The sequence below is a fragment of the Pseudomonas lutea genome, assembly GCF_000759445.1.
Taxonomy (GTDB): domain Bacteria; phylum Pseudomonadota; class Gammaproteobacteria; order Pseudomonadales; family Pseudomonadaceae; genus Aquipseudomonas; species Aquipseudomonas lutea.
In genome coordinates this window covers 2,492,210-2,510,658 of the sequence record NZ_JRMB01000001.1, presented here as the reverse complement: position 1 = coordinate 2,510,658, position 18,449 = coordinate 2,492,210, and the positions used below count along the sequence as shown (strand labels likewise).

19 protein-coding genes are annotated in these 18,449 nt (G+C 61.2%); 10 read left to right on the top strand and 9 right to left on the bottom strand.

Features of this window, described 5'->3' with window-relative positions:
• Positions 1 to 183 precede the first annotated feature (183 nt).
• The 3 genes from LT42_RS10765 to LT42_RS10755 form a co-directional block, all read right to left on the bottom strand.
• The gene (locus LT42_RS10765) at positions 184 to 828 is read right to left on the bottom strand and encodes a glutathione binding-like protein (protein ID WP_037012250.1); all 645 of its coding nucleotides are present in this window, start codon (positions 826 to 828) and stop codon (positions 184 to 186) included.
• 122 nt (positions 829 to 950) lie between these two features.
• Positions 951 to 1,157, bottom strand: coding sequence for an SEC-C metal-binding domain-containing protein (locus LT42_RS10760; RefSeq protein ID WP_037012248.1), 207 nt, complete (start codon positions 1,155 to 1,157; stop codon positions 951 to 953).
• A gap of 4 nt (positions 1,158 to 1,161) precedes the next feature.
• The gene (locus LT42_RS10755) at positions 1,162 to 1,644 is read right to left on the bottom strand and encodes an LEA/WHy family protein (protein ID WP_037012246.1); all 483 of its coding nucleotides are present in this window, start codon (positions 1,642 to 1,644) and stop codon (positions 1,162 to 1,164) included.
• Positions 1,645 to 1,746: 102 nt separating this feature from the next.
• Here LT42_RS10755 and LT42_RS10750 point away from each other — a divergent pair, with 102 nt between their 5' ends.
• The gene (locus LT42_RS10750; protein ID WP_037012243.1) at positions 1,747 to 2,349 is read left to right on the top strand and encodes a hypothetical protein; all 603 of its coding nucleotides are present in this window, start codon (positions 1,747 to 1,749) and stop codon (positions 2,347 to 2,349) included.
• Positions 2,350 to 2,401: 52 nt separating this feature from the next.
• Here LT42_RS10750 and LT42_RS10745 read toward each other — a convergent pair whose 3' ends face one another.
• Positions 2,402 to 2,875, bottom strand: a complete 474-nt coding sequence (locus tag LT42_RS10745) for a YchJ family protein (protein WP_037012242.1) — start codon at positions 2,873 to 2,875, stop codon at positions 2,402 to 2,404.
• A gap of 10 nt (positions 2,876 to 2,885) precedes the next feature.
• The gene (locus LT42_RS10740; protein WP_037012241.1) at positions 2,886 to 3,383 is read right to left on the bottom strand and encodes a DUF6231 family protein; all 498 of its coding nucleotides are present in this window, start codon (positions 3,381 to 3,383) and stop codon (positions 2,886 to 2,888) included.
• Positions 3,384 to 3,625: 242 nt separating this feature from the next.
• Here LT42_RS10740 and LT42_RS10735 point away from each other — a divergent pair, with 242 nt between their 5' ends.
• The 3 genes from LT42_RS10735 to LT42_RS10725 all read left to right on the top strand — a co-directional run bounded on the left by LT42_RS10735 (position 3,626) and on the right by LT42_RS10725 (position 5,708).
• Positions 3,626 to 4,327 (top strand): PA1041 family peptidoglycan-binding anchor lipoprotein, encoded by a 702-nt coding sequence (locus LT42_RS10735; RefSeq protein WP_037012239.1) that lies wholly within the window; start codon positions 3,626 to 3,628, stop codon positions 4,325 to 4,327.
• 339 nt (positions 4,328 to 4,666) lie between these two features.
• Complete coding sequence (locus tag LT42_RS10730) at positions 4,667 to 4,942, top strand: DUF1145 domain-containing protein (RefSeq protein WP_037012237.1); 276 nt, start codon at positions 4,667 to 4,669, stop codon at positions 4,940 to 4,942.
• A 7-nt stretch (positions 4,943 to 4,949) separates the two neighbouring features.
• Positions 4,950 to 5,708 (top strand): collagen-like protein, encoded by a 759-nt coding sequence (locus tag LT42_RS10725; RefSeq protein WP_420806900.1) that lies wholly within the window; start codon positions 4,950 to 4,952, stop codon positions 5,706 to 5,708.
• A gap of 107 nt (positions 5,709 to 5,815) precedes the next feature.
• Here LT42_RS10725 and LT42_RS10720 read toward each other — a convergent pair whose 3' ends face one another.
• Positions 5,816 to 6,280, bottom strand: a complete 465-nt coding sequence (locus LT42_RS10720) for a CopD family protein (RefSeq protein ID WP_037012236.1) — start codon at positions 6,278 to 6,280, stop codon at positions 5,816 to 5,818.
• A gap of 129 nt (positions 6,281 to 6,409) precedes the next feature.
• Here LT42_RS10720 and dinG point away from each other — a divergent pair, with 129 nt between their 5' ends.
• The 6 genes from dinG to LT42_RS10690 all read left to right on the top strand — a co-directional run bounded on the left by dinG (position 6,410) and on the right by LT42_RS10690 (position 14,876).
• Complete coding sequence (gene dinG / locus LT42_RS10715) at positions 6,410 to 8,554, top strand: ATP-dependent DNA helicase DinG (RefSeq protein ID WP_037012234.1); 2,145 nt, start codon at positions 6,410 to 6,412, stop codon at positions 8,552 to 8,554.
• 133 nt (positions 8,555 to 8,687) lie between these two features.
• A complete protein-coding gene (locus LT42_RS10710; protein WP_052075223.1) occupies positions 8,688 to 11,021 on the top strand; it encodes a beta-galactosidase in 2,334 nt (777 codons plus the stop codon).
• A 75-nt stretch (positions 11,022 to 11,096) separates the two neighbouring features.
• Entirely contained in the window at positions 11,097 to 12,245 is a 1,149-nt protein-coding gene (locus tag LT42_RS10705; RefSeq protein WP_037012232.1) for an EstA family serine hydrolase, read from the top strand.
• A 150-nt stretch (positions 12,246 to 12,395) separates the two neighbouring features.
• A complete protein-coding gene (locus LT42_RS10700) occupies positions 12,396 to 13,499 on the top strand; it encodes an OmpA family protein (RefSeq protein WP_037012229.1) in 1,104 nt (367 codons plus the stop codon).
• 48 nt (positions 13,500 to 13,547) lie between these two features.
• The gene (pdxH, locus tag LT42_RS10695; RefSeq protein ID WP_037012227.1) at positions 13,548 to 14,195 is read left to right on the top strand and encodes a pyridoxamine 5'-phosphate oxidase; all 648 of its coding nucleotides are present in this window, start codon (positions 13,548 to 13,550) and stop codon (positions 14,193 to 14,195) included.
• Between the two features lie 216 nt (positions 14,196 to 14,411).
• Complete coding sequence (locus tag LT42_RS10690) at positions 14,412 to 14,876, top strand: outer membrane lipoprotein (protein WP_037012225.1); 465 nt, start codon at positions 14,412 to 14,414, stop codon at positions 14,874 to 14,876.
• 369 nt (positions 14,877 to 15,245) lie between these two features.
• Here the strand turns inward: LT42_RS10690 and LT42_RS10685 are convergent, their stop codons facing one another.
• The 3 genes from LT42_RS10685 to LT42_RS10675 form a co-directional block, all read right to left on the bottom strand.
• A complete protein-coding gene (locus LT42_RS10685) occupies positions 15,246 to 16,859 on the bottom strand; it encodes an NAD(P)/FAD-dependent oxidoreductase (protein ID WP_037012223.1) in 1,614 nt (537 codons plus the stop codon).
• Positions 16,860 to 17,067: 208 nt separating this feature from the next.
• Entirely contained in the window at positions 17,068 to 17,748 is a 681-nt protein-coding gene (locus LT42_RS10680; RefSeq protein ID WP_037012221.1) for a COG3650 family protein, read from the bottom strand.
• A gap of 62 nt (positions 17,749 to 17,810) precedes the next feature.
• Positions 17,811 to 18,410 carry a short chain dehydrogenase gene (locus LT42_RS10675; RefSeq protein ID WP_037012219.1) on the bottom strand — a complete coding sequence of 200 codons (600 nt, stop codon included), beginning with the start codon at positions 18,408 to 18,410 and terminating at the stop codon, positions 17,811 to 17,813.
• Positions 18,411 to 18,449 lie beyond the last annotated feature (39 nt).

The window sequence follows — 18,449 nt, the reverse complement described above, 5'->3', positions numbered from 1 at the left end:
GTGTTCGTCCGTCGGCAAAGTCGTAGAACCTTCATTCGCCAGCAAGCCGGCTCCTACAACGGGTATTAGTCAGTTGGCAGCACTGTACAGTCGGTGTTCGTCGGCTGGCAAAGTCGTCGAGCCTCGCTTTCGCCAGCAAGCCTGCGCCCGTAGCTTTATCCGCCTGTCGGACGCCTTCAGCGGTCAGGGTTTCGGTGGGTTGATCTGGTCGACCAGCGCGTAGGCGCGTTTTACCGCATCACGACTGGCGATCGATTCGAACCAGCGCTTGAGGTGCGGGAAGTCATCCAGATCCTGCTGCTGAAACGTATGCGGCACAATCCACGGATAGATCGCCATGTCCGCAATGCTGTAGTCCTCACCCGCCACAAATGCGCGGTCGGCCAGGCGCTCGTTCAAAACGCCGTATAGCCGCGCAGTTTCGTCGACGTAGCGTTTGATGGCGTAGGGGATCTTCTCTTTGGCAAACCGGTTGAAATGGTGGTTCTGACCCGCCATCGGTCCCAGGCCGCCCATCTGCCAGAACAGCCACTGCAGGGTTTCCTGCCGACCGCGCAGGTCCTGGGTCATGAACCGGCCGGTCTTTTCCGCCAGATACAGCAGGATCGCGCCTGACTCGAACAGGTTCAGCGGCTGGCCGCCGTCTGCCGGTTCGTGATCAACGATGGCCGGGATTTTGTTGTTGGGCGATATCTTCAGGAAATCGGGCTCGAACTGCTCGTTCGCGCCGATATTGACCGCAAAGATCTTGTAAGGCAGGCCCGCCTCTTCCAGGAAGATCGAGACTTTGTGGCCGTTGGGGGTGGTCCAGTAGTGCAGGTCGATCATGGTGCGCTCCGGGTGTGGTCATCACGACTGCCATTGAGGCTGACGCTGTTTTACCCCTTCGCGTGTTCGTTGCACAAACAAAAACGGCCTGAAAGCTCAGGCCGTTGCAAGGGATCGGGCTGTCAGGCGCCGTGGCATTTCTTGAATTTCTTGTCGCTGCCGCAAGGGCAGGGATCGTTGCGGCCCACGTCCTTGAGCGTGTTGCGCACGGGCTCTTGGGGGGCGTGGTTGCAATGCGGGCCATGCACGTGGCCGTGGTCATGATGATGATCGTGATGGTCGTGATCGTGGTCGCAGTCTGGACCGTGCACGTGAGCTTGCTGGTTCATGGGGTTACTCCGGAATCAAATCGCCGGGGATTATGTCGCCATTGCGTCCAATGCGCACGCTGTGTCCGAATAAAAATCCGGTCTTGAGCTTGCCGTCCAGCCGGTAATGCACAGGCTGACCGGACTTGCCCAGCACCCGCGAGATGTCCTTGAGGTGCTCCCACAAATTGGCGCGGATCGGTACGGAGAAGTTTTTGTGGCTGTTGGCTTTGACAATGAACCAGTCGCTGTACACGCCCTCGCTGAGCAGCATGTCGTTGAGCATGATCTTGTAGCGCAAGCCGCGCACCAGCAGGCTTGAGTCATTCGGATTGTCGACTCTCAGGCGCAGCTTGAAATCCTGGCGCAGGAGTTTTGCCTTGACCACCTCAACTTTAAGCAGTTTGACGTCAGGGTCTTCAAATCCGCCGGTTATCCAGGTCGAACAGCCGGTCAGCGCAAGTAATGCGCAGAGGCCTGCGATTCTGAGGACGTATGCTGCAAACATCGTGGGTCGCTCCCTTTTGCCCGGTCTGACAGTCGTCAGCGTGACTCGCCGTTCCACACAGCCTGCGCCATACTCGCGCCATGTGTCGAAGGAGTATTGACCATGAAGCTCTATGAAATCGTATTTTCCGGCCAACTGGTCCCGGGCGCGCAGCCCGATCTGGTCAAGGCCAACATGGCGAAGCTGTTTCAGGCCGACGCCCAGCGTATCGCGTTATTGTTTTCCGGTCGTCGGTTGGTGCTGAAAAACAATCTGGACGAGGCCGCAGCCGAAAAATACCGCTCGACGCTGGAGCGGGCTGGGGCCTCGGCCCAGGTTGTGCAAATGGCGCAGGCAGTCCCGCCACCACAGGAAGTGCCCGGTCAGGTGGAGGTCGAAGAGGTCGAGCTGGCGCCGCCGCCCGATGAGCCCAACTGGACACGCAAGCCCTCATCAGCAACCGCTCCGCGCACCGATGCCGCGCCAGCGCGTAAAGCCGAAGTCAAGCCACGCGACGTGTACATGGCCGCTTTCGTCGATGTGGAGGCGCCCGACTTCACGCTGTCCGAGCCGGGTCAGGACGTGCAGGATGCGAAAGCCCCGCCGCGCGCGCCGCAGCTGGACCTGTCGGCACTTAGCCTTGCACCTGCCGGGAGCGAGCTGGGTCAGGAAAAAGCTGAGCGGCAAGTACGGGTGCCGGACATTTCCCATATCCGTCTGGCCTGAAGGCTGCGCCTGTTTGGATGGTAGATGACGGATACGGCGCTCAGATCACCACTCAGTTGAGATATGCCGAGCAGCATTTCTTGAATTTCTGCCGGCTCCCGCAAGGACAGGCATCGTTACGGCCCGCCTTGAGCGACACCGTCGGGTCGATGAAAAACCAGCGCCCTTCATGCTGCACAAATGCGGAGCGCTCGCGATGCCGATGCTCGCCTTCGGCATCGTGCCAGCGTGCGGTGAACGTCACGAAGGCATGTTCAGGCTGGCCGCCGATCAGCTCGGCGCTCTCAACGTCCAGCCCCAGCCAGGTGCTCTGCGTGCTCCATTGAGCAATGGCTTCGTGATCCAGGCCGTCTCTCTGCGCAGGCAGCGTGGTGTCCAGCAGATACTCCACCCGCCCCAATACATAGGCGCTGTAGCGCGAACGCATCAGTGCCTCGGCACACGGCGCCGGCAAGCCCGCGTGATATCGATTGCAGCAGCCGTCCAGAAGATTGCCGCTGCCACAAGGACATGTTGCGCTGCTCATGATGCGTCTCTCACCACCAGTACTTGCCGTAATTCTCCGGGTTGGCCCAGAACTTTGCGTTCAACCAGTCCGGCACCTGTTTATATTCCCGCAGATCATAGGTGAACAGCGTCAACACCTGCTCGTCCCGGGAAAACCGTTCGCTGGCCTGCAGCGCCAACGAATAAAAATCCGTGGGCTGCCAGCCGCAGGCATCGAGGTCGGCCAACACCGCAATGCGGCTGGCATTGAGGTTGCGGATGCCGCCCAACAGTTCCAGCCCTCCGCGTTTTTGCATGTGCTCCAGACAGTCGACCACCAGCGCCAGGTCGAATCGCTGCCCGGCCAGTTCAGCGGGTAGACGTCCGGGCGCGGCCCATGCCAGCTCGGTCTGAGGATGTGCTTCGCAAAAAGCCTGCAGGGCCGGAAAACGCTCGGCGCCGATCAATAACAGACGCTTGGGCGCGTAAAGATCGAGCAGAGCGGCCAGGGCCTGTTGCGGCGTGCGGCTGGAGAAGCGATCGGTCATTTGAGGTCCTCGGTCGGACGGGAAGGTTAGCGCGCAAAACTCCAATGGCCTAGTGCTGAACTTTTCCATTTCGCGGCGTGACAAAGCGTACGGAGTGAAGGCAAAAGGCTATTCCCCCAAGAAGAGTCCGTATTGTGCGGTAAATACCGTAACAGCCGCCCACATTGGGGTGGCGAACGGCCCCACACGCGTCTTTACTGCATTTCAGTCGGTTTTAGCCGATACCAAAGGAGAAGAACTGTATGAGCATGATTCGGACAGCGTTACCTCTGATTTTGGTGACCAGTGTATTGACGGGGTGTGCGGGCTTGCAAAAGACCGACTGGCCTCTGTGCGCGGCGGGCGGTGCGCTGAGCGGCGCAGCGATCGGGGCCTTTCAGAGCGCATCGGTGGCGGCAGGTTTTGGCGCTGCGGTCGGCGTCATGGCTGGCGCGTATTGCTGGACGCATGGCGACGGCGATGATGACGGTGACGGCGTCCTCAATAGCAGGGACAAGTGCCCGGACACGCCTAAAGGGACGCCGGTCGATGCAACCGGTTGCCCACTCGTAACGCCGGCGCCTGAGCCTGTTGCCGCGCCGGTGGTGCTGCCGAAGGAAGAAGTCATCACCATCCGCGATGTGCATTTCGAGTTCAATAAAGCCACGCTGACGGCAGGTGACAAACAGCAACTGGACATGGTCGCCACCAAGCTAAAAACCGAGGCGCCTAACGTACAGCTGCATGTCAGCGGTCACACCGACAGCGTCGGCGGCGATGCGTACAACCAGAAACTGTCGCAGAAACGCGCGCAGTCGGTGACCGATTATCTGGTTAGCGCAGGCATCCCGCGTGCTTCGTTTGTTTCCGTGGAAGGCGACGGTGAAGCGCGTCCGGTTGCGGACAACAAAACCGCCGACGGCCGTGCCCTGAACCGCCGCGTTGAGATCAAAATCAACCGTTGAAACAAGGTTGATGCGGTGAAAGAAGCCCCGGTTCAACAGCCGGGGCTTTTTATTGTCGGCGACTTGGTCGCCACCGCAATCTCAACCGCAAGAACCATTGATTGTCACTGAACCTGTAGGAGCCGGCTTGCTGGCGAACCCGGTACTTGCCAACACAGATAGATGTGCTTGTTCGTGATGGCCAGCAAGCCCCCTCTACAACGACATGGCCTGCTTGCCCTTGATCCATTCAACACCTGTAACTTTTGAAACCTGCCTCTGGCATAGTCCCGCGCGTCACCGTACTGTGCGCAAATCATTTTTCACCGCACAAAATCAATAAAACAGCAGAGGCCTTGCATGAGTGTGTTTTGGGGAACAGGGAAAGTGCTGACAACGGGGTTCTGGCTGCTGGTGCTTGCCAGCCTTGCCACCGTCATGCCAAACCCCTTTGACGTACTGTTCAAACTGGCGGGCGGGTTGTTGCTTGTTCTCCATGTCATTGAGCTCATCGGCTTCAATGCCACCCTGCGCGGCCGGCCACACCCGGCGCGGGACCGCCTGATGATCCTGCTCTTTGGCATTTTCCACTTGAACACCATCGCACGCCCACAGGCCGAGGTTAATCATGCGTAACGCAATGCTGATGACGGCGGCTCTGCTGTCGGCGCTGAGCAGTTCCTGGGTCATGGCCCAAAGCATTTCCGTTGAGTCTCATTCGCTGATGCGTCTGCCCTCCAAGACCAGCGTGTTGCAACTGGACCGACTCGAAGTCGCCGATTACGGCACTCTCCTGATTCCGGCAGGGCTCACTGAGGTGAAAGTGGGGCAACTGATCATGGGCCACGAGTCACGCATCGCCATCGTGCCCAGCGCCGAGCCGTTCAGCTTGCAAGTCAAACAGGGCGACCTGGGCACCGGCGCGGAAATTACCGCACGCGGCGCACCGGGGACCTTCGAGAAGGCGCCTACTCCAGGCCGTAACCTGACCCTGCGTATCGAACAACTCAATGCCGATCAGCTGTTTGTCGATGCCCGTGGCGGCGCCGGCTCGCCGGGATACGTCGGACTGGATGGCGGCAATGGCATCGATCCGGGGTGCACATGGGGCTCGGCCAGTCGGGGAATCGATGGCGATAATGGCGGCAATGGCCGCGATGGCGCCCCAGGTGCCGTCGTGCGCCTTGAACTGCCGGCAACCTTCACTAACGACCGCATAAAGGTCAACGTTCAAGGCGGTGCCGGTGGCGTTGGCGGCGACGGCGGGCGGGGTGGCAAAGGCGGCGCGTCCAAAGGCTGCGTGGTCTACCGTGCTGACGGCGCCAAGTCCGGCAAGAACGGCGAAAAAGGCCAGTCTGGTGCGGTCGGGCCAGCGGGCGCTATTGTGGTTCGCAACCTCTGATTCGCCTCCACGCGATAGCTGCTTCGCGGCGTGGCCCTGTGTCTGAACGCACATTTACCTTCGGGTGATGGCCGCAAGGCATGGGGCTTCATGTAGGGCCAAATGGCTCAGAACATGGGCCTGCTGGCAGCAATCGCCACGACGGCCATTCCCACGATCAGATTGATCCCCACCAGACGTCTGATGCCGCCCAGTGCGGCGGCGCCCTCAGCCCATTGCTCGGCCAGTACGGCCTTGCGCAACTGGGGAAGGTTCAGCGTCGATGCCCGCAGAAACAGCGCCACCATCACAACGTACAGCCCCATCATCACCTGGACGTAGCGTGGCGCCGTCTGAAAGCCACTGAAATTCATATTGATCATGCCAATACCGGTGACCGGCAGCAGGATCACTGCGGCCCATACCCACACGAAAAACCGTGGCAAAACCTGCAGCCACAGCTTCAACCGGGCCGGGCCCTCCAGGGCTGCGATGACCGCCGGTCGAAGAATCATCCAGGCGAAAAACATTCCTCCTACCCAGGCAATCGCTGCCAGTACGTGCAAGACGTAGACAAAGGCTACAGGTGACATCCAGAACTCCGATCTGCGCAGAAAGAATTAGCGCGGTATGATAGCCGCCCGCCGAGAGTACTGAAGATATATCCAGCGGTTTTCGTGTTTTCATTCAGCACCCGTGACGCCGAGCCAACGACCCAGCCCATGATCAGCACCGAACTCAAATCCCAGATTCAGGGCGCCTACTCGCGTTTCCTCGAAGCCAAGAGCCTCAAGCCTCGCTACGGTCAGCGTCTGATGATCGCTGAAGTGGCCAAGGTGCTGGGCGATGTCGACACCGACGAAGAAGGCCGCCGTTCGGGAGACCCTGCCGTGGTGGCGGTCGAGGCGGGGACTGGCACCGGTAAAACCGTGGCCTACGCGATTGCAGCCATTCCGACAGCCAAAGCCGCCGGCAAACGGCTGGTGATCGCGACTGCGACCGTCGCGCTGCAGGAGCAAATCGTCTACAAGGACCTGCCCGACCTGATGCGCAACAGCGGCTTGAACTTCACGTTCTCGCTGGCCAAGGGTCGTGGTCGCTACATGTGCCTCTCCAAGCTGGACATGCTGCTGCAGGAAGGCGACGCCCAGAGCGCAACCGCGCAGCTGTTCGAAGAAGAAGGCTTCAAAATCGAAGTCGACGAGGCCAGCCAGAAGCTCTTCACGACGATGATCGAGAAGCTCGCCGGCAACAAATGGGACGGCGACCGCGACAGCTGGCCCCAGGAGCTGGCCGACCAGGACTGGGCGCGCCTGACCACCGATCACAGCCAGTGCACCAACCGCCACTGCCCGAACTTCCAGCAATGTGCCTTTTACAAAGCGCGCGAAGGCATGGGCAAGGTCGACGTCATCGTCACCAACCACGACATGGTTCTCGCCGACCTCGCGCTGGGCGGCGGTGCGGTTCTGCCCGACCCCCGCGACACGCTGTATGTGTTCGACGAAGGCCATCACCTGCCCGACAAAGCCATCGGCCACTTTGCGCATTTCAGCCGTTTGCGTTCCACTGCCGACTGGCTCGAACAAACGGCAAAAAACCTCACCAAATTACTAGCCCAGCACCCGCTGCCGGGCGATCTGGGCAAGCTGATCGAGCAAGTGCCGGAGCTGGCACGCGAGATCAAGACCCAGCAGCAGTTCATGTTCACCGCCTGTGAGCAACTGGCGGACTTCAAGCAAGGCGAAGACATGGAAGGGCGCGAGCGTCCGCGTCATCGCTTCATTGGCGGTGTAGTCCCCGAACACATGCGCGAGATGGGCATCGAGCTGAAAAAAGGTTTCGCTCGGCTCGACGACCTGTTCACGCGCCTGACCGAGCTGCTCAAAGAAGGCATGGACGGTGAGGTCAACATCGGCATCGCCAGCCACCAGGCTGAAGAGTGGTATCCGTTGTTCGGCAGCCTGCTGGCTCGCGCTCATGGCAACTGGGAGTTGTGGACGGCATTCACTGCCGAAGACCCGGAAAACAGCCCGCCCATGGCGCGTTGGCTGACCCTGGCCGACAGCGGCTCGTTGTTCGACATCGAGGTCAATGCCAGCCCGATACTCGCGGCCGAAATGCTGCGCCGCAATCTGTGGAACGTGGCCTATGGCGCGCTGGTGACCTCGGCGACGCTCACGGCCCTCGGCAAGTTCGACCGCTTCCGCATGCGTGCCGGGCTACCCAAAGACGCTGTCACTGCGGTGGTGCCAAGCCCGTTCCATCACGCCGACGCTGGCGTGCTGCGTGTGCCGGACCTCAAGGCCGACCCGCGCAATGCCGCTGAACACACGGCGGCGATCATTCGCGACCTGCCCGGGCTGGTTGAAGGCTCCAAAGGCACCCTGGTGCTGTTCTCGTCACGCAAGCAGATGCAGGAAGTGTTCGACGGTCTGGAGCGGGACTGGCGCAAGCGGGTGTTCATTCAGGGCAACCTGTCCAAGCAGGAAACACTCAACAAGCACAAGGCTCGGGTGGACGGCGGCGATGAGAGCGTCCTGTTCGGGCTGGCCAGCTTCGCCGAAGGTGTCGACCTTCCTGGCGCTTACTGTGAGCATGTGGTGATCGCCAAGATTCCTTTCGCGGTGCCCGACGATCCGGTCGAAGCCGCTCTGGCGGAATGGATCGAGGCGCGCGGCGGCAATCCGTTCATGGAAATCGCCGTCCCCGACGCTTCGTTGCGCCTGATCCAGGCGTGTGGTCGTCTGCTGCGTACCGAGCAGGATCGCGGCATCATCACGTTGCTCGATCGCCGCGTCGTCACCCAGCGGTATGGCAAAGCCATCCTCAATGCACTGCCGCCATTTCGGCGCGAAATTTCCTGAGGCCGTGTCGTTGATAAAACGTTGCTGACAAAACGTTGCAAACGAACACGGTTGACCGGGCTTTCCCGGTCCGCCTGGCTGCGCATCACCTGTTGCGCGTCAGGCCGCAGACGATCAAGGAGCTTCCGATCACATGATTCGCCGTTCACTGCCCGCCATTCTTGCCACGCTGTGGGTCGGCATGGCCCACGCCGCGCCCGATGTGCAACAAACGCTGTTCAACTTCGTCCGGCCTGCCGACGTCGTCAAAGTCACCACTCAGGATGCCGGTTTTCCGCAGGCCAATGCCGAACAGACCGCCGAGGGTGAAGTGCTGCGCCGCGTCATTTTCAATCCGGTAGCAAAACCGAGTCTGCGCTTGACGCCGCAGGCAGGTGTGTGGGACTGGAGTCAGGACAGCGCGATGACCCTGCGCCTTCAAAGCGCGATGGACTGGGCCCTGACCCTCTATGTGCAGATTGAAAGCCGTGACGGCAAAATCCTCACCAGCCGCATTGATTTGCCCGCCGGCCCTGCACAAACCTTGGTCCTCCCGCTCAAAGCCAGCTCACCGCTGACCCAAGGTATGCGCGCCGGTCCGCCGATGCCATGGACCTACGAGGGGCAGCGGGTATTGCTGGCCAACACCGAAGGTGAGTTGAACAGCGCTGAAGTTGCATCGGTCACCGTGTCGATGTCACAGCCCAACGTTGCGCAGAGCGTGCTGATCGAAAAATTCGGCGTGCAAGAAGGCAACGCCATGCAAACCGCGGCCTACAGCAACCTCGTCGACAGTTACGGGCAGTTCACCCGCGGCAAATGGCCTGAGAAGGTCGCCAGTGACGATCAACTCAAGTCCCAGGCCGACAAGGAGCAGCAGCAGTTGCAAGCCTGGCTGAGGGACCGCCCGGCCCACGATAAATACGGCGGTCTGGTCAGCGGCCCGACCTTTGAAGCGAAGGGGTTCTTCCGCACTGAAAAGCGCGACGATCGCTGGTTTCTGGTGACGCCGGAAGGCCACCCCTTCTACTCGCTCGGGGTCAATGCCGTGTCCCTGGACGACAGCCAGACCTACGTCGAACGCCGCGAAGGTATGTTCACCGGCCTGCCCGGCAGCGACGATCCACTCGCCGTTTTCTTCGGAAAGGGTGATGACAACCGCGAAACAGGCGCGAACCGGAACCGGCAGTTCGACCAGGGCCGGTGGTTCGATTTCTATGGTGCCAATCTGCAGCGCACTTATGGCGCGCCCAAATGCGCGGACGCGCCAAGCCCCGCTGAAAGCCGTGACGATGAAGAAGCCGCCGCTGCCAACCCGGCAAGCGCGGCCGCACCCGTCCCTGCGCCTGCGACGGATAAGCCTGTGGCAGCAGCGGTTGATTGCAAACCGCCCATTGTGGACAGCCAACGTTGGGTCGATCACACGCTGCAACGGCTCCGGGCCTGGGGTTTCAACACCATCGGCAACTGGAGCGAGCCCGCGCTGGAAAACGCGGAAAGCGACCGGCAAGACCGCGTTCCGTACACGCTGCCGCTGTCCATCGTTGGCGATTACGTGAGCATCAGCACCGGTCAGGACTGGTGGGGCGGGATGCCGGACCCGTTCGATCCGCGCTTCGCCATGGCCACCGAACGAGCCGTTGCCATCGCCGCACGCGACCACCGCGACGACCCTTATCTGATCGGTTATTTCTCGGACAACGAACTGGCCTGGGCGGCACCGGGCAATGATCCGAAGGAGCGCTACGGGTTGGCGTACGGCACGCTGAAGCTGACCACCGATGTGCCGGCCAAGCGAGCATTTCTCAAGCAACTGCGCGACAAGTACCGGAACGAAGAGGGGTTGTCCAAAGCGTGGGGTATTCATCTGTCTGCCTGGGAATTGATGGAAGATCCAGGTTTTGAGCCGCCGCAACCGACCCCGGATCACCCGGAAATCGAAAACGACTTCCGGTATTTCCAGCGCATATTCGCAGAGACCTATTTCAAGACAATCTCCGACGCCCTGAAATGGCACGCGCCCAACCATATGCTGCTTGGGGGACGTTTCGGCGTCACAAGCCCAGAAGCTATCGAAGCCTGTGCGAAGTATTGCGATGTGCTGAGTTTCAATATGTACACCCTCAAGCCGCAGGATGGGCTGGATTTTGCGAAATTGAGAGTGCTGGACAAGCCTGTGCTGGTCACCGAGTTCCACTTTGGTTCTCGTGACCGTGGTCCGTTCTGGGGCGGCGTTCTCGAAGTGCCCCGAGAAGAAGACCGGGGTCCCGCGTATGCCGGCTTCCTGAAAAGCGCGCTGGCCGAGCCTTCGATTGTCGGCGTGCACTGGTTCCAGTATTTGGACCAGCCTGTGACCGGCCGCCTTCTGGATGGCGAAAACGGGCACCTGGGCCTCGTCGGCATCACCGATGTGCCTTACCAGGGTTTTGTGGAGGCTGTGCGCAAAGCCAATGCCCAGGTGGCGGGTGTGATCGGCAAGCGGCTTTAGCCGGGCGGTTCACAAAGCCGCCATTCACTGGAACAATGTCCGCCATTTTTCGCCGCCCGACCGGAGAGCCAGACCGTGCAGATTCAAGGCCATTTCGAGCTTCAGTTTGAAGCGGTACGCGAGGCGTTCGCCGCATTGTTCGACGATCCGCAGGAGCGCGGCGGTGCGTTGTGCGTGCAGATCGGCGGTGAAACGGTGCTGGATGTCTGGACGGGCACGGCCGACAAGGACGGCAGTGAAGTCTGGCACAGCGATACCATTGCCAATCTATTCTCCTGTACCAAGACGTTCACCGCCGTCACGGCGTTGCAGCTGGTAGGGGAGGGCAAGTTGAACCTCGATGAACCGGTTGCACGGCTCTGGCCCGAGTTCGCCGCCAATGGCAAACAGTCCATTACGCTGCGCCAACTGCTTTGTCATCAGGCTGGCCTCCCTGCAATCCGGGAGATGTTGCCGGCTGAGGCGCTTTATGACTGGCACGCCATGACCGACGCGCTGGCGGCCGAACAGCCCTGGTGGACGCCGGGGCAGGGCCATGGTTACGCGGCGATTACCTACGGCTGGCTGGTAGGTGAGCTGATTCGCCGTGCTGATGGTCGCGGGCCGGGCGATTCCATTGCGGCGCGGATTTCGCGGCCGTTGGGCCTGGATTTTCATGTCGGGCTGGCGGAAGAGGAATTTCACCGGGTCGCCCATATCGCCAGGGGCAAGGGCAATACCGGTGACGAGTCCGCGCAACGCCTGCTGCAGACCACCCTGCGCGAGCCCGCCTCCATGACGGCAAGAGCGTTTACCAACCCTCCGTCGATCATGACCAGCACCAACAAGCCCGAATGGCGGCGCATGCAGCAACCCGCCGCCAACGGTCACGGCAACGCGCGCAGTCTGGCCGGCTTCTACAGCGGCTTGCTCGATGGCAGCCTTTTGGATGGCGACTTGCTCAACGAGCTGACGCGCGAGCACAGCATCGGCCAGGACAAGACACTCCTCACCCAGACCCGCTTTGGCCTGGGCTGCACGCTTGATCAGCCGACCGTACCGAACGCGACCTTCGGGCTGGGCGCCAAAGCGTTTGGCCACCCTGGGGCGGGCGGTTCAGTGGGGTTCGCCGATCCCGAGCGCGACGTCGCGTTTGGCTTCGTGACCAACACACTGGGTCCCTATGTACTGATGGATCCTCGCACCCAACGCCTGGTGCGCGTGCTTGGTGAGTGTTTGCAATAAGTTTCGTCGTTAAGTGCTTGTTCTACCGACTGTCAGTTAATCTTAGTTAACCGAACCGTAGGGCGGTTTCTTTTTCCAAAACCGCCTTTATGCGTGTTATATGAGCGCTGCTTCGTTCATTTTCTGATCAATTATTTGTGTGGGTCACCCATGTCAGCCAACAAAAGTCTCGCATTTGCTCTGTGCCTCGCCGTCACCGGCTGTGCACAAACCCCTCAGGATCAATCAGCCAGTAACGATCACTGGTGGTCGTTCGGCTCGGGCAAAGGTGCGGATGCCGCTCCGGCAACTCAGGCACCAAGTCCAGTGGCGGCGCAGGTAGCGAAGTCTCAGGCCGAAACCGGCACGCGTTGGTACTGGCCGTTCGGTTCGGACCATGGCGTCACCGAGAAGAAGCCCGAGGTCGCTGCAACCCAGCCTGTCGCTCCGGCCGTCGCTCAAGCCAATGACGGCGCCAAGTGGTGGTGGCCGTTCGGGGCCAGCGAGGCCAGGAAAGACGCGGCGCCAGTGCTGCCGAAGATCGACCCCAAGGTCACCCAGGCGTGGCTGGACCTGAACGAGCCGAAAGTGCGCGAAGCGATCAAGGACAGCCAGTTCCAGCTCGAGCGCCGTGACGACATTCTCGTGGTGACCGCGCCCGTCGACAGCACCTTCAATCCGAAGCGTCCGGAAATGCTCCTGCCGACCAACCTTGGCCCGATCAGCCGCATGGCCAAGATCGTTGAAGTCGACCAGCGCGCCGCCGTTCTGGTGTTGGGCCACAGCGATGTCGCCAGCGATGCCGACCTCAAGATCAGCCAGCAGCGTGCCCAGTCGGTCGCGGCGATTTTCCGCCTCAGCGGCCTGCAGCGTAACCGTCTGAGCCTGCGTGGCATGGGCGCCGACATGCCGCGCGCAGCCAGCGACAGCGCCCCGGGTCGTGCCCTGAACCGTCGTGTTGAAATCATCCTCACCCCGCAAGACACCATGGTTGCCCAAATGGCCAAGTACAACTTGCCGCCAGCGCCGACCCTGCTGGCCGTGCAAACTGCCAACGCCCCGGCTCCCGCCCCGGTTGCTGCTCCGGCCAAGGCCGCTGCACCTGCCAAATCGGCTGCACCGGCCAAGAAAGCCGTTGCGAGCAAGGCTTCCGCAGCCAAAGCGCCTGCGGCTAAAAAAGCCCCGGTGAAGAAGGCTGCGCCGGTGAAAGCCAAGGCAGCGCCTGCCAAAGCTGCGGCCAAGAAACCCGCCCCGGATGCTCAGGCCGGCAACTGAGGTTATTATCGGGATCCCGCTCACGGATCTCGATAAAGGAAGGCAGTGATGAGCCAGCATCTGGCCGATATGCGCCGTAATTATGCCCGCGAAGGTTTGACCGAAGCCCAGGCACCGGAAGAACCCTTCGCGCTGTTTCGCCGCTGGTTTGACGAGGCGGTCGAAACGGAGCAGGCGCCTGTCGAAGCCAATGCCATGACGCTGGCGACCGTTGACGTTGACGGTCGTCCCCACTGCCGGGTCTTGCTGCTCAAGGGGCTCGATGCCCACGGCTTTACGTTCTTCTCCAACTATGAGAGTGCCAAAGGTCAGCAGCTGAGCGAGCGGCCCTTCGCCGCCATGACATTCTTCTGGCCCACCCTGGAACGTCAGGTGCGGATCGAGGGGCGGGTGGCAAGAGTCAGCCACGAAGAGTCCAACGCTTACTTCCAGATCCGCCCGCTCGGCAGCCGACTCGGCGCATGGGCATCGCCGCAGAGCCGGGTTATCGCCGACCGTGAAGAACTTGAAGGCCTGCTCAGAGCCACCGAGGCCCGATTCAGCGATTTGCAACCCGAGTGTCCCGAGCACTGGGGCGGTTACCGCCTCGTCGCGGATCGCATCGAGTTCTGGCAAGGGCGCCCCAGTCGCCTGCATGACCGCCTCAATTACCGGTTGGTGCAAGAGACGTGGCAGCGCGAGCGTCTGGCGCCTTAGCCCCGGCTCAACGTGCCGGCGGTCAGGTAAAAGGCCATGGGGCAGGGCCTCTGTCACACTTTTATTTGAATCAATGCCTGGCGCTGCCGTCCATTGTTTGAGACGTGGACGGGTTGCTGTATCACGGCTGAATAAACGTAAATTATCGGTACAGGACCGTGACATCGATTAACGTCGCAGAGTCTAATGGCTACCTGTTCCTCTGGAGATACTGTTATGCGCAAGTCTGTTCTGTTGGTTGCTTCGTTCACCGCCATGGCGTTGACGCTGGGCGGCTGTACTTCGAGCCTCACCGGTGACTCGTACTCGCGCGACGAAGCTCGCCAGGTGCAGACCGTACGCCTGGGCACCATCGAGTCGCTGCGCCCGGTGAAGATTGAAGGCACCAAAACCCCGATCGGCGCGGGCGCGGGCGCCATTGTTGGCGGCGTCGGCGGCAGCGCCATCGGCGGCGGCCGTGGCAGCATCGTGACTGCGGTGATCGGTGCAGTCGCCGGCGGTTTGCTGGGCTCGGCGGCTGAAGGTGGCCTGACCCGTGCGCAGGGCGTTGAGATCACCGTGCGGGAAGATGACGGCACCATGCGCGCCTACGTGCAGGAAGTTCAAGAGAACGAGATCTTCCGGGTTGGTGAGCGCGTCCGCATCATGACGGTCAACGGCACCAGCCGCGTCAGTCACTAAGCCGAGCTGTCGCTCACAAGGCGGACCTTCAATCCGCTGACTGAAACGCCCCGATGATTCGGGGCGTTTTCGTTTCATCTGCTCTCGTTCATGTGGCGTCTGAATGCAGGGCCGATGAGCAGCACGCCACCGCCCTGAACCGCGGGGCAGGCATGGTGCTGCCAGGGTAGACCTAGCGACAACCGTTCGCGCTGGCGCAACACTCCAACCGGTTCGCCAGCAAGCCGGCTCCTACAGTTTTTCCGGACACCCTCTGAAATCTGCGGCATATGCGAATCTTAGGAGCCGGCTTGCTGGCGAACGCGGTTGGTCATTTACGCGTCCGGCAAACTGACTCACGAGGCTGTAGGGCGTTACCTTGTGGGCGGTTTAGTGGGTCATCCCCAACATGCTGCGCGCCAGAGCTTCCGCAATGCGAATGCCGTCGACCCCCGCCGACAGGATGCCGCCCGCGTACCCTGCGCCTTCTCCCGCCGGGAAAAGGCCTTTGACGTTGAGGCTCTGCAAGTCTTCGCCTCGGGTGATCCGCAGCGGCGAGGATGTGCGCGTCTCGATGCCGGTCAGGATCGCGTCGTGCTGTGAGAAACCTTTGATCTGCTTCTCGAAAGCCGGCAGCGCCTCCCGGATGGCTTCGATCGCGAACGCAGGCAAAGCGTCGGCGAGGTCGGTCAGCTTGACGCCGGGCTTGTAGGAAGGCTCCACCTGGCCCAAGGCTGTCGACGCCTTGCCGGCGATGAAGTCACCGACCAGCTGCGCGGGGGCTTCGTAGGTTTCGCCGCCCATCAGGTAGGCATGCGACTCCAGGCGCTCCTGCAGCTCGATGCCTGCCAATGGGCTACCCGGGTAATCCTCTTCCGGAGTGATGCCCACCACAATGCCCGAGTTGGCGTTGCGCTCGTTGCGCGAGTACTGGCTCATGCCATTGGTCACGACGCGGTTCGGCTCTGACGTTGCTGCGACGACAGTGCCGCCCGGACACATGCAGAAGCTGTAGACCGACCGGCCGTTGCTGGCGTGGTGTACCAATTTGTAATCGGCGGCGCCGAGCTTGGGATGACCGGCGTATTTGCCCAGACGGGCGCGGTCGATCAAGCCTTGAGGATGCTCGATGCGGAAGCCCACCGAAAACGGTTTGGCCTCCATGTACACGCCGCGCCCATGGAGCATGCGGAAAGTGTCGCGGGCACTGTGACCCAACGCCAGGATCACATGCCGGGAATCGATGCGCTCGCCGCTGTCGAGCACCACGCCCTGCATCTGGCCGTCCTCGATGAGCACGTCCGTCACGCGTTGCTGGAAACGCACTTCACCGCCCAGCGCCACGATCTGATGACGCATGTTCTCCACCACCCCGGTCAGTCGGAATGTGCCGATGTGGGGTTTGCTGACGTAGAGGATTTCATCGGGCGCGCCGGCCTTGACGAGCTCGTGTAGCACCTTGCGGCCGATGAATTTCGGGTCTTTGATCTGGCTGTACAGCTTGCCGTCGGAAAAGGTGCCTGCGCCGCCCTCACCAAACTGCACGTTGGACTCGGGGTTGAGCACGTTCTTGCGCCACAGGCCCCAAGTGTCTTTGGTGCGCTGACGGACTTCGGTGCCGCGCTCCAGGATGATCGGCTTGAAGCCCATCTGCGCCAGCAAAAGGCCGGCAAAAATGCCGCACGGACCAAAACCGACCACCAGCGGGCGCTCGCTCAGGTCGGCCGGGGCGTTGCCGACCATCTTGTAGCTGACGTCCGGGGCCGGGCCGATGTGTTTGTCGTGGCTCAAGCGCTTGAGCAGGGCCGGCTCGTCACGCACTTGAAAGTCGATGGTGTAAATGAACTGCAGCTCAGTGGATTTCTTGCGCGCATCGTAACTGCGCTTGAACAGGGTGAAATCCAGAAGCTCGTCGCTGCCGATGGCCAGGCGTTGCAGAAGTGCAGGGCGCAGTTCGTCGTCCGCGTGGTCTAGCGGCAGTTTGAATTCGGTGATTCGTAACATTTAAAAATCCGGTTTCGGGCCGCAGGATCGGCCCGGCAGCACTACAAGAGCGGGCGATTATAAGCCACATTTCGGGGCGAACGGTGTAAGCAGGTGACGGGCGAAGCAGTGCAGGAGCGCGCTTGGCCGCGATTCTGCCGGGCAGTGGTCAGGGATGTGCTTCCGGGAACGCGCTCGCGAGCAAGCGCGCTCCTGCAAAAGACAGGCATCAGTCGTTGCGCATGGCCCCGAAGTAGGCGCAACCGCGCTGAACCTGGCCATTGACCCGCAGTTCGGCAGTGAGGTGCTGGACAGAGCCGTTCGAGGGGTCCACGCAACGCAGCGGCGCGACGTACAGCTCGACATGCTGGTTGTTGGCGTCGGTGATCAGATTGAAACGGCCCTCTGGCATCTGTTCTTCCATGTAGGGCACGGCGAACGGTTCCTTGCCTTCACGCTCAAGCACCAGGCCCTTGCCACTCGCGTTGAGGTTCCACTTCGGGCCATTGCCGCTGGCATGAATGGTCAAGCGCTTGAAGTTGGGGTCTTCGCAGGCGCCGCTCGGCCGCTCGACGCGGTAAAGCTGATAAAGGTCGGCCTGGCCGTCACTGCCCTGGGCTTTGCTGGCGACAAAGTTGCCGCGTACATCGGCGAACGCCTTGCCGTTTTTGTCTACCACCGAGGCGGCTTCCTGGAGGATGCCGGTGTTGCCCTTGTCGGACACCGCGTAGCGTCGCTGTTCGTTGCACGGGGCGAAGAACAGCTTGCCGCCGTCTCCGCTGAGGGTGCCCTGCATGCGGATCATGCCGGCAGTCGATACCTTGTTGTCAGCGGAAGGTGACGGCATCAACTGGCAGCCGGCAAACACGGGCAACAAGGCAAACATCAGGGCAGAACGAGCAGCGGACATGGGGCGGTCTCCAGACAAGTGCCGCCACGTTACTCAGCCTGCTCGTTCATCACAAGGGGCGATTAGCCAACCTGATAGGTCTGTCCGGTTTGTAGCCCTTCGACACTTTTGGCATACGCCAGCGCTACATCCGCTGCCGGAACTGGCTTGAAGCCACGGAAGTAGGGCGCGTAACTGCCCATCGCTTCGACCAGCACGTTGGGGCTGACCGAGTTGACCCGCATCCCACGCGGCATCTCGATGGCAGCGGCACGCACGAATGCGTCGATCGCGCCATTGACCAGGCTGGCCGACGCGCAGGTGCGAATCGGGTCAACGCTGGTGATTCCGGTCGTGAACGTGAAGGACGCTGCGTCGTTGGCGTATTCCCGGCCGATCAGCAGCAAATTGACCTGCCCCATCAGTTTGTCACGCAGACCCAGGGCAAAAGAGTCGGCGGTCATTTCGCCGAGCGGCGCGAACGTGACATTGCCGGCCGCACAAATCAATGCGTCGAAAGAGCCCGTCCGTTCGAATAGTTTGCGGATCGAGTCGCTGTCACTAATATCGACGTGCTCGTCCGGGCCGTTTCTTCCAATGCGGACGATCTCATGGCGGGGCGCCAATTCCTTCTGGATCGCCGAGCCAATGGTGCCGCTGGCGCCAATCAACAGGATTTTCATGATGCGGTTTTCCTCTTCTCTGGACGGTGACCCAGTCTG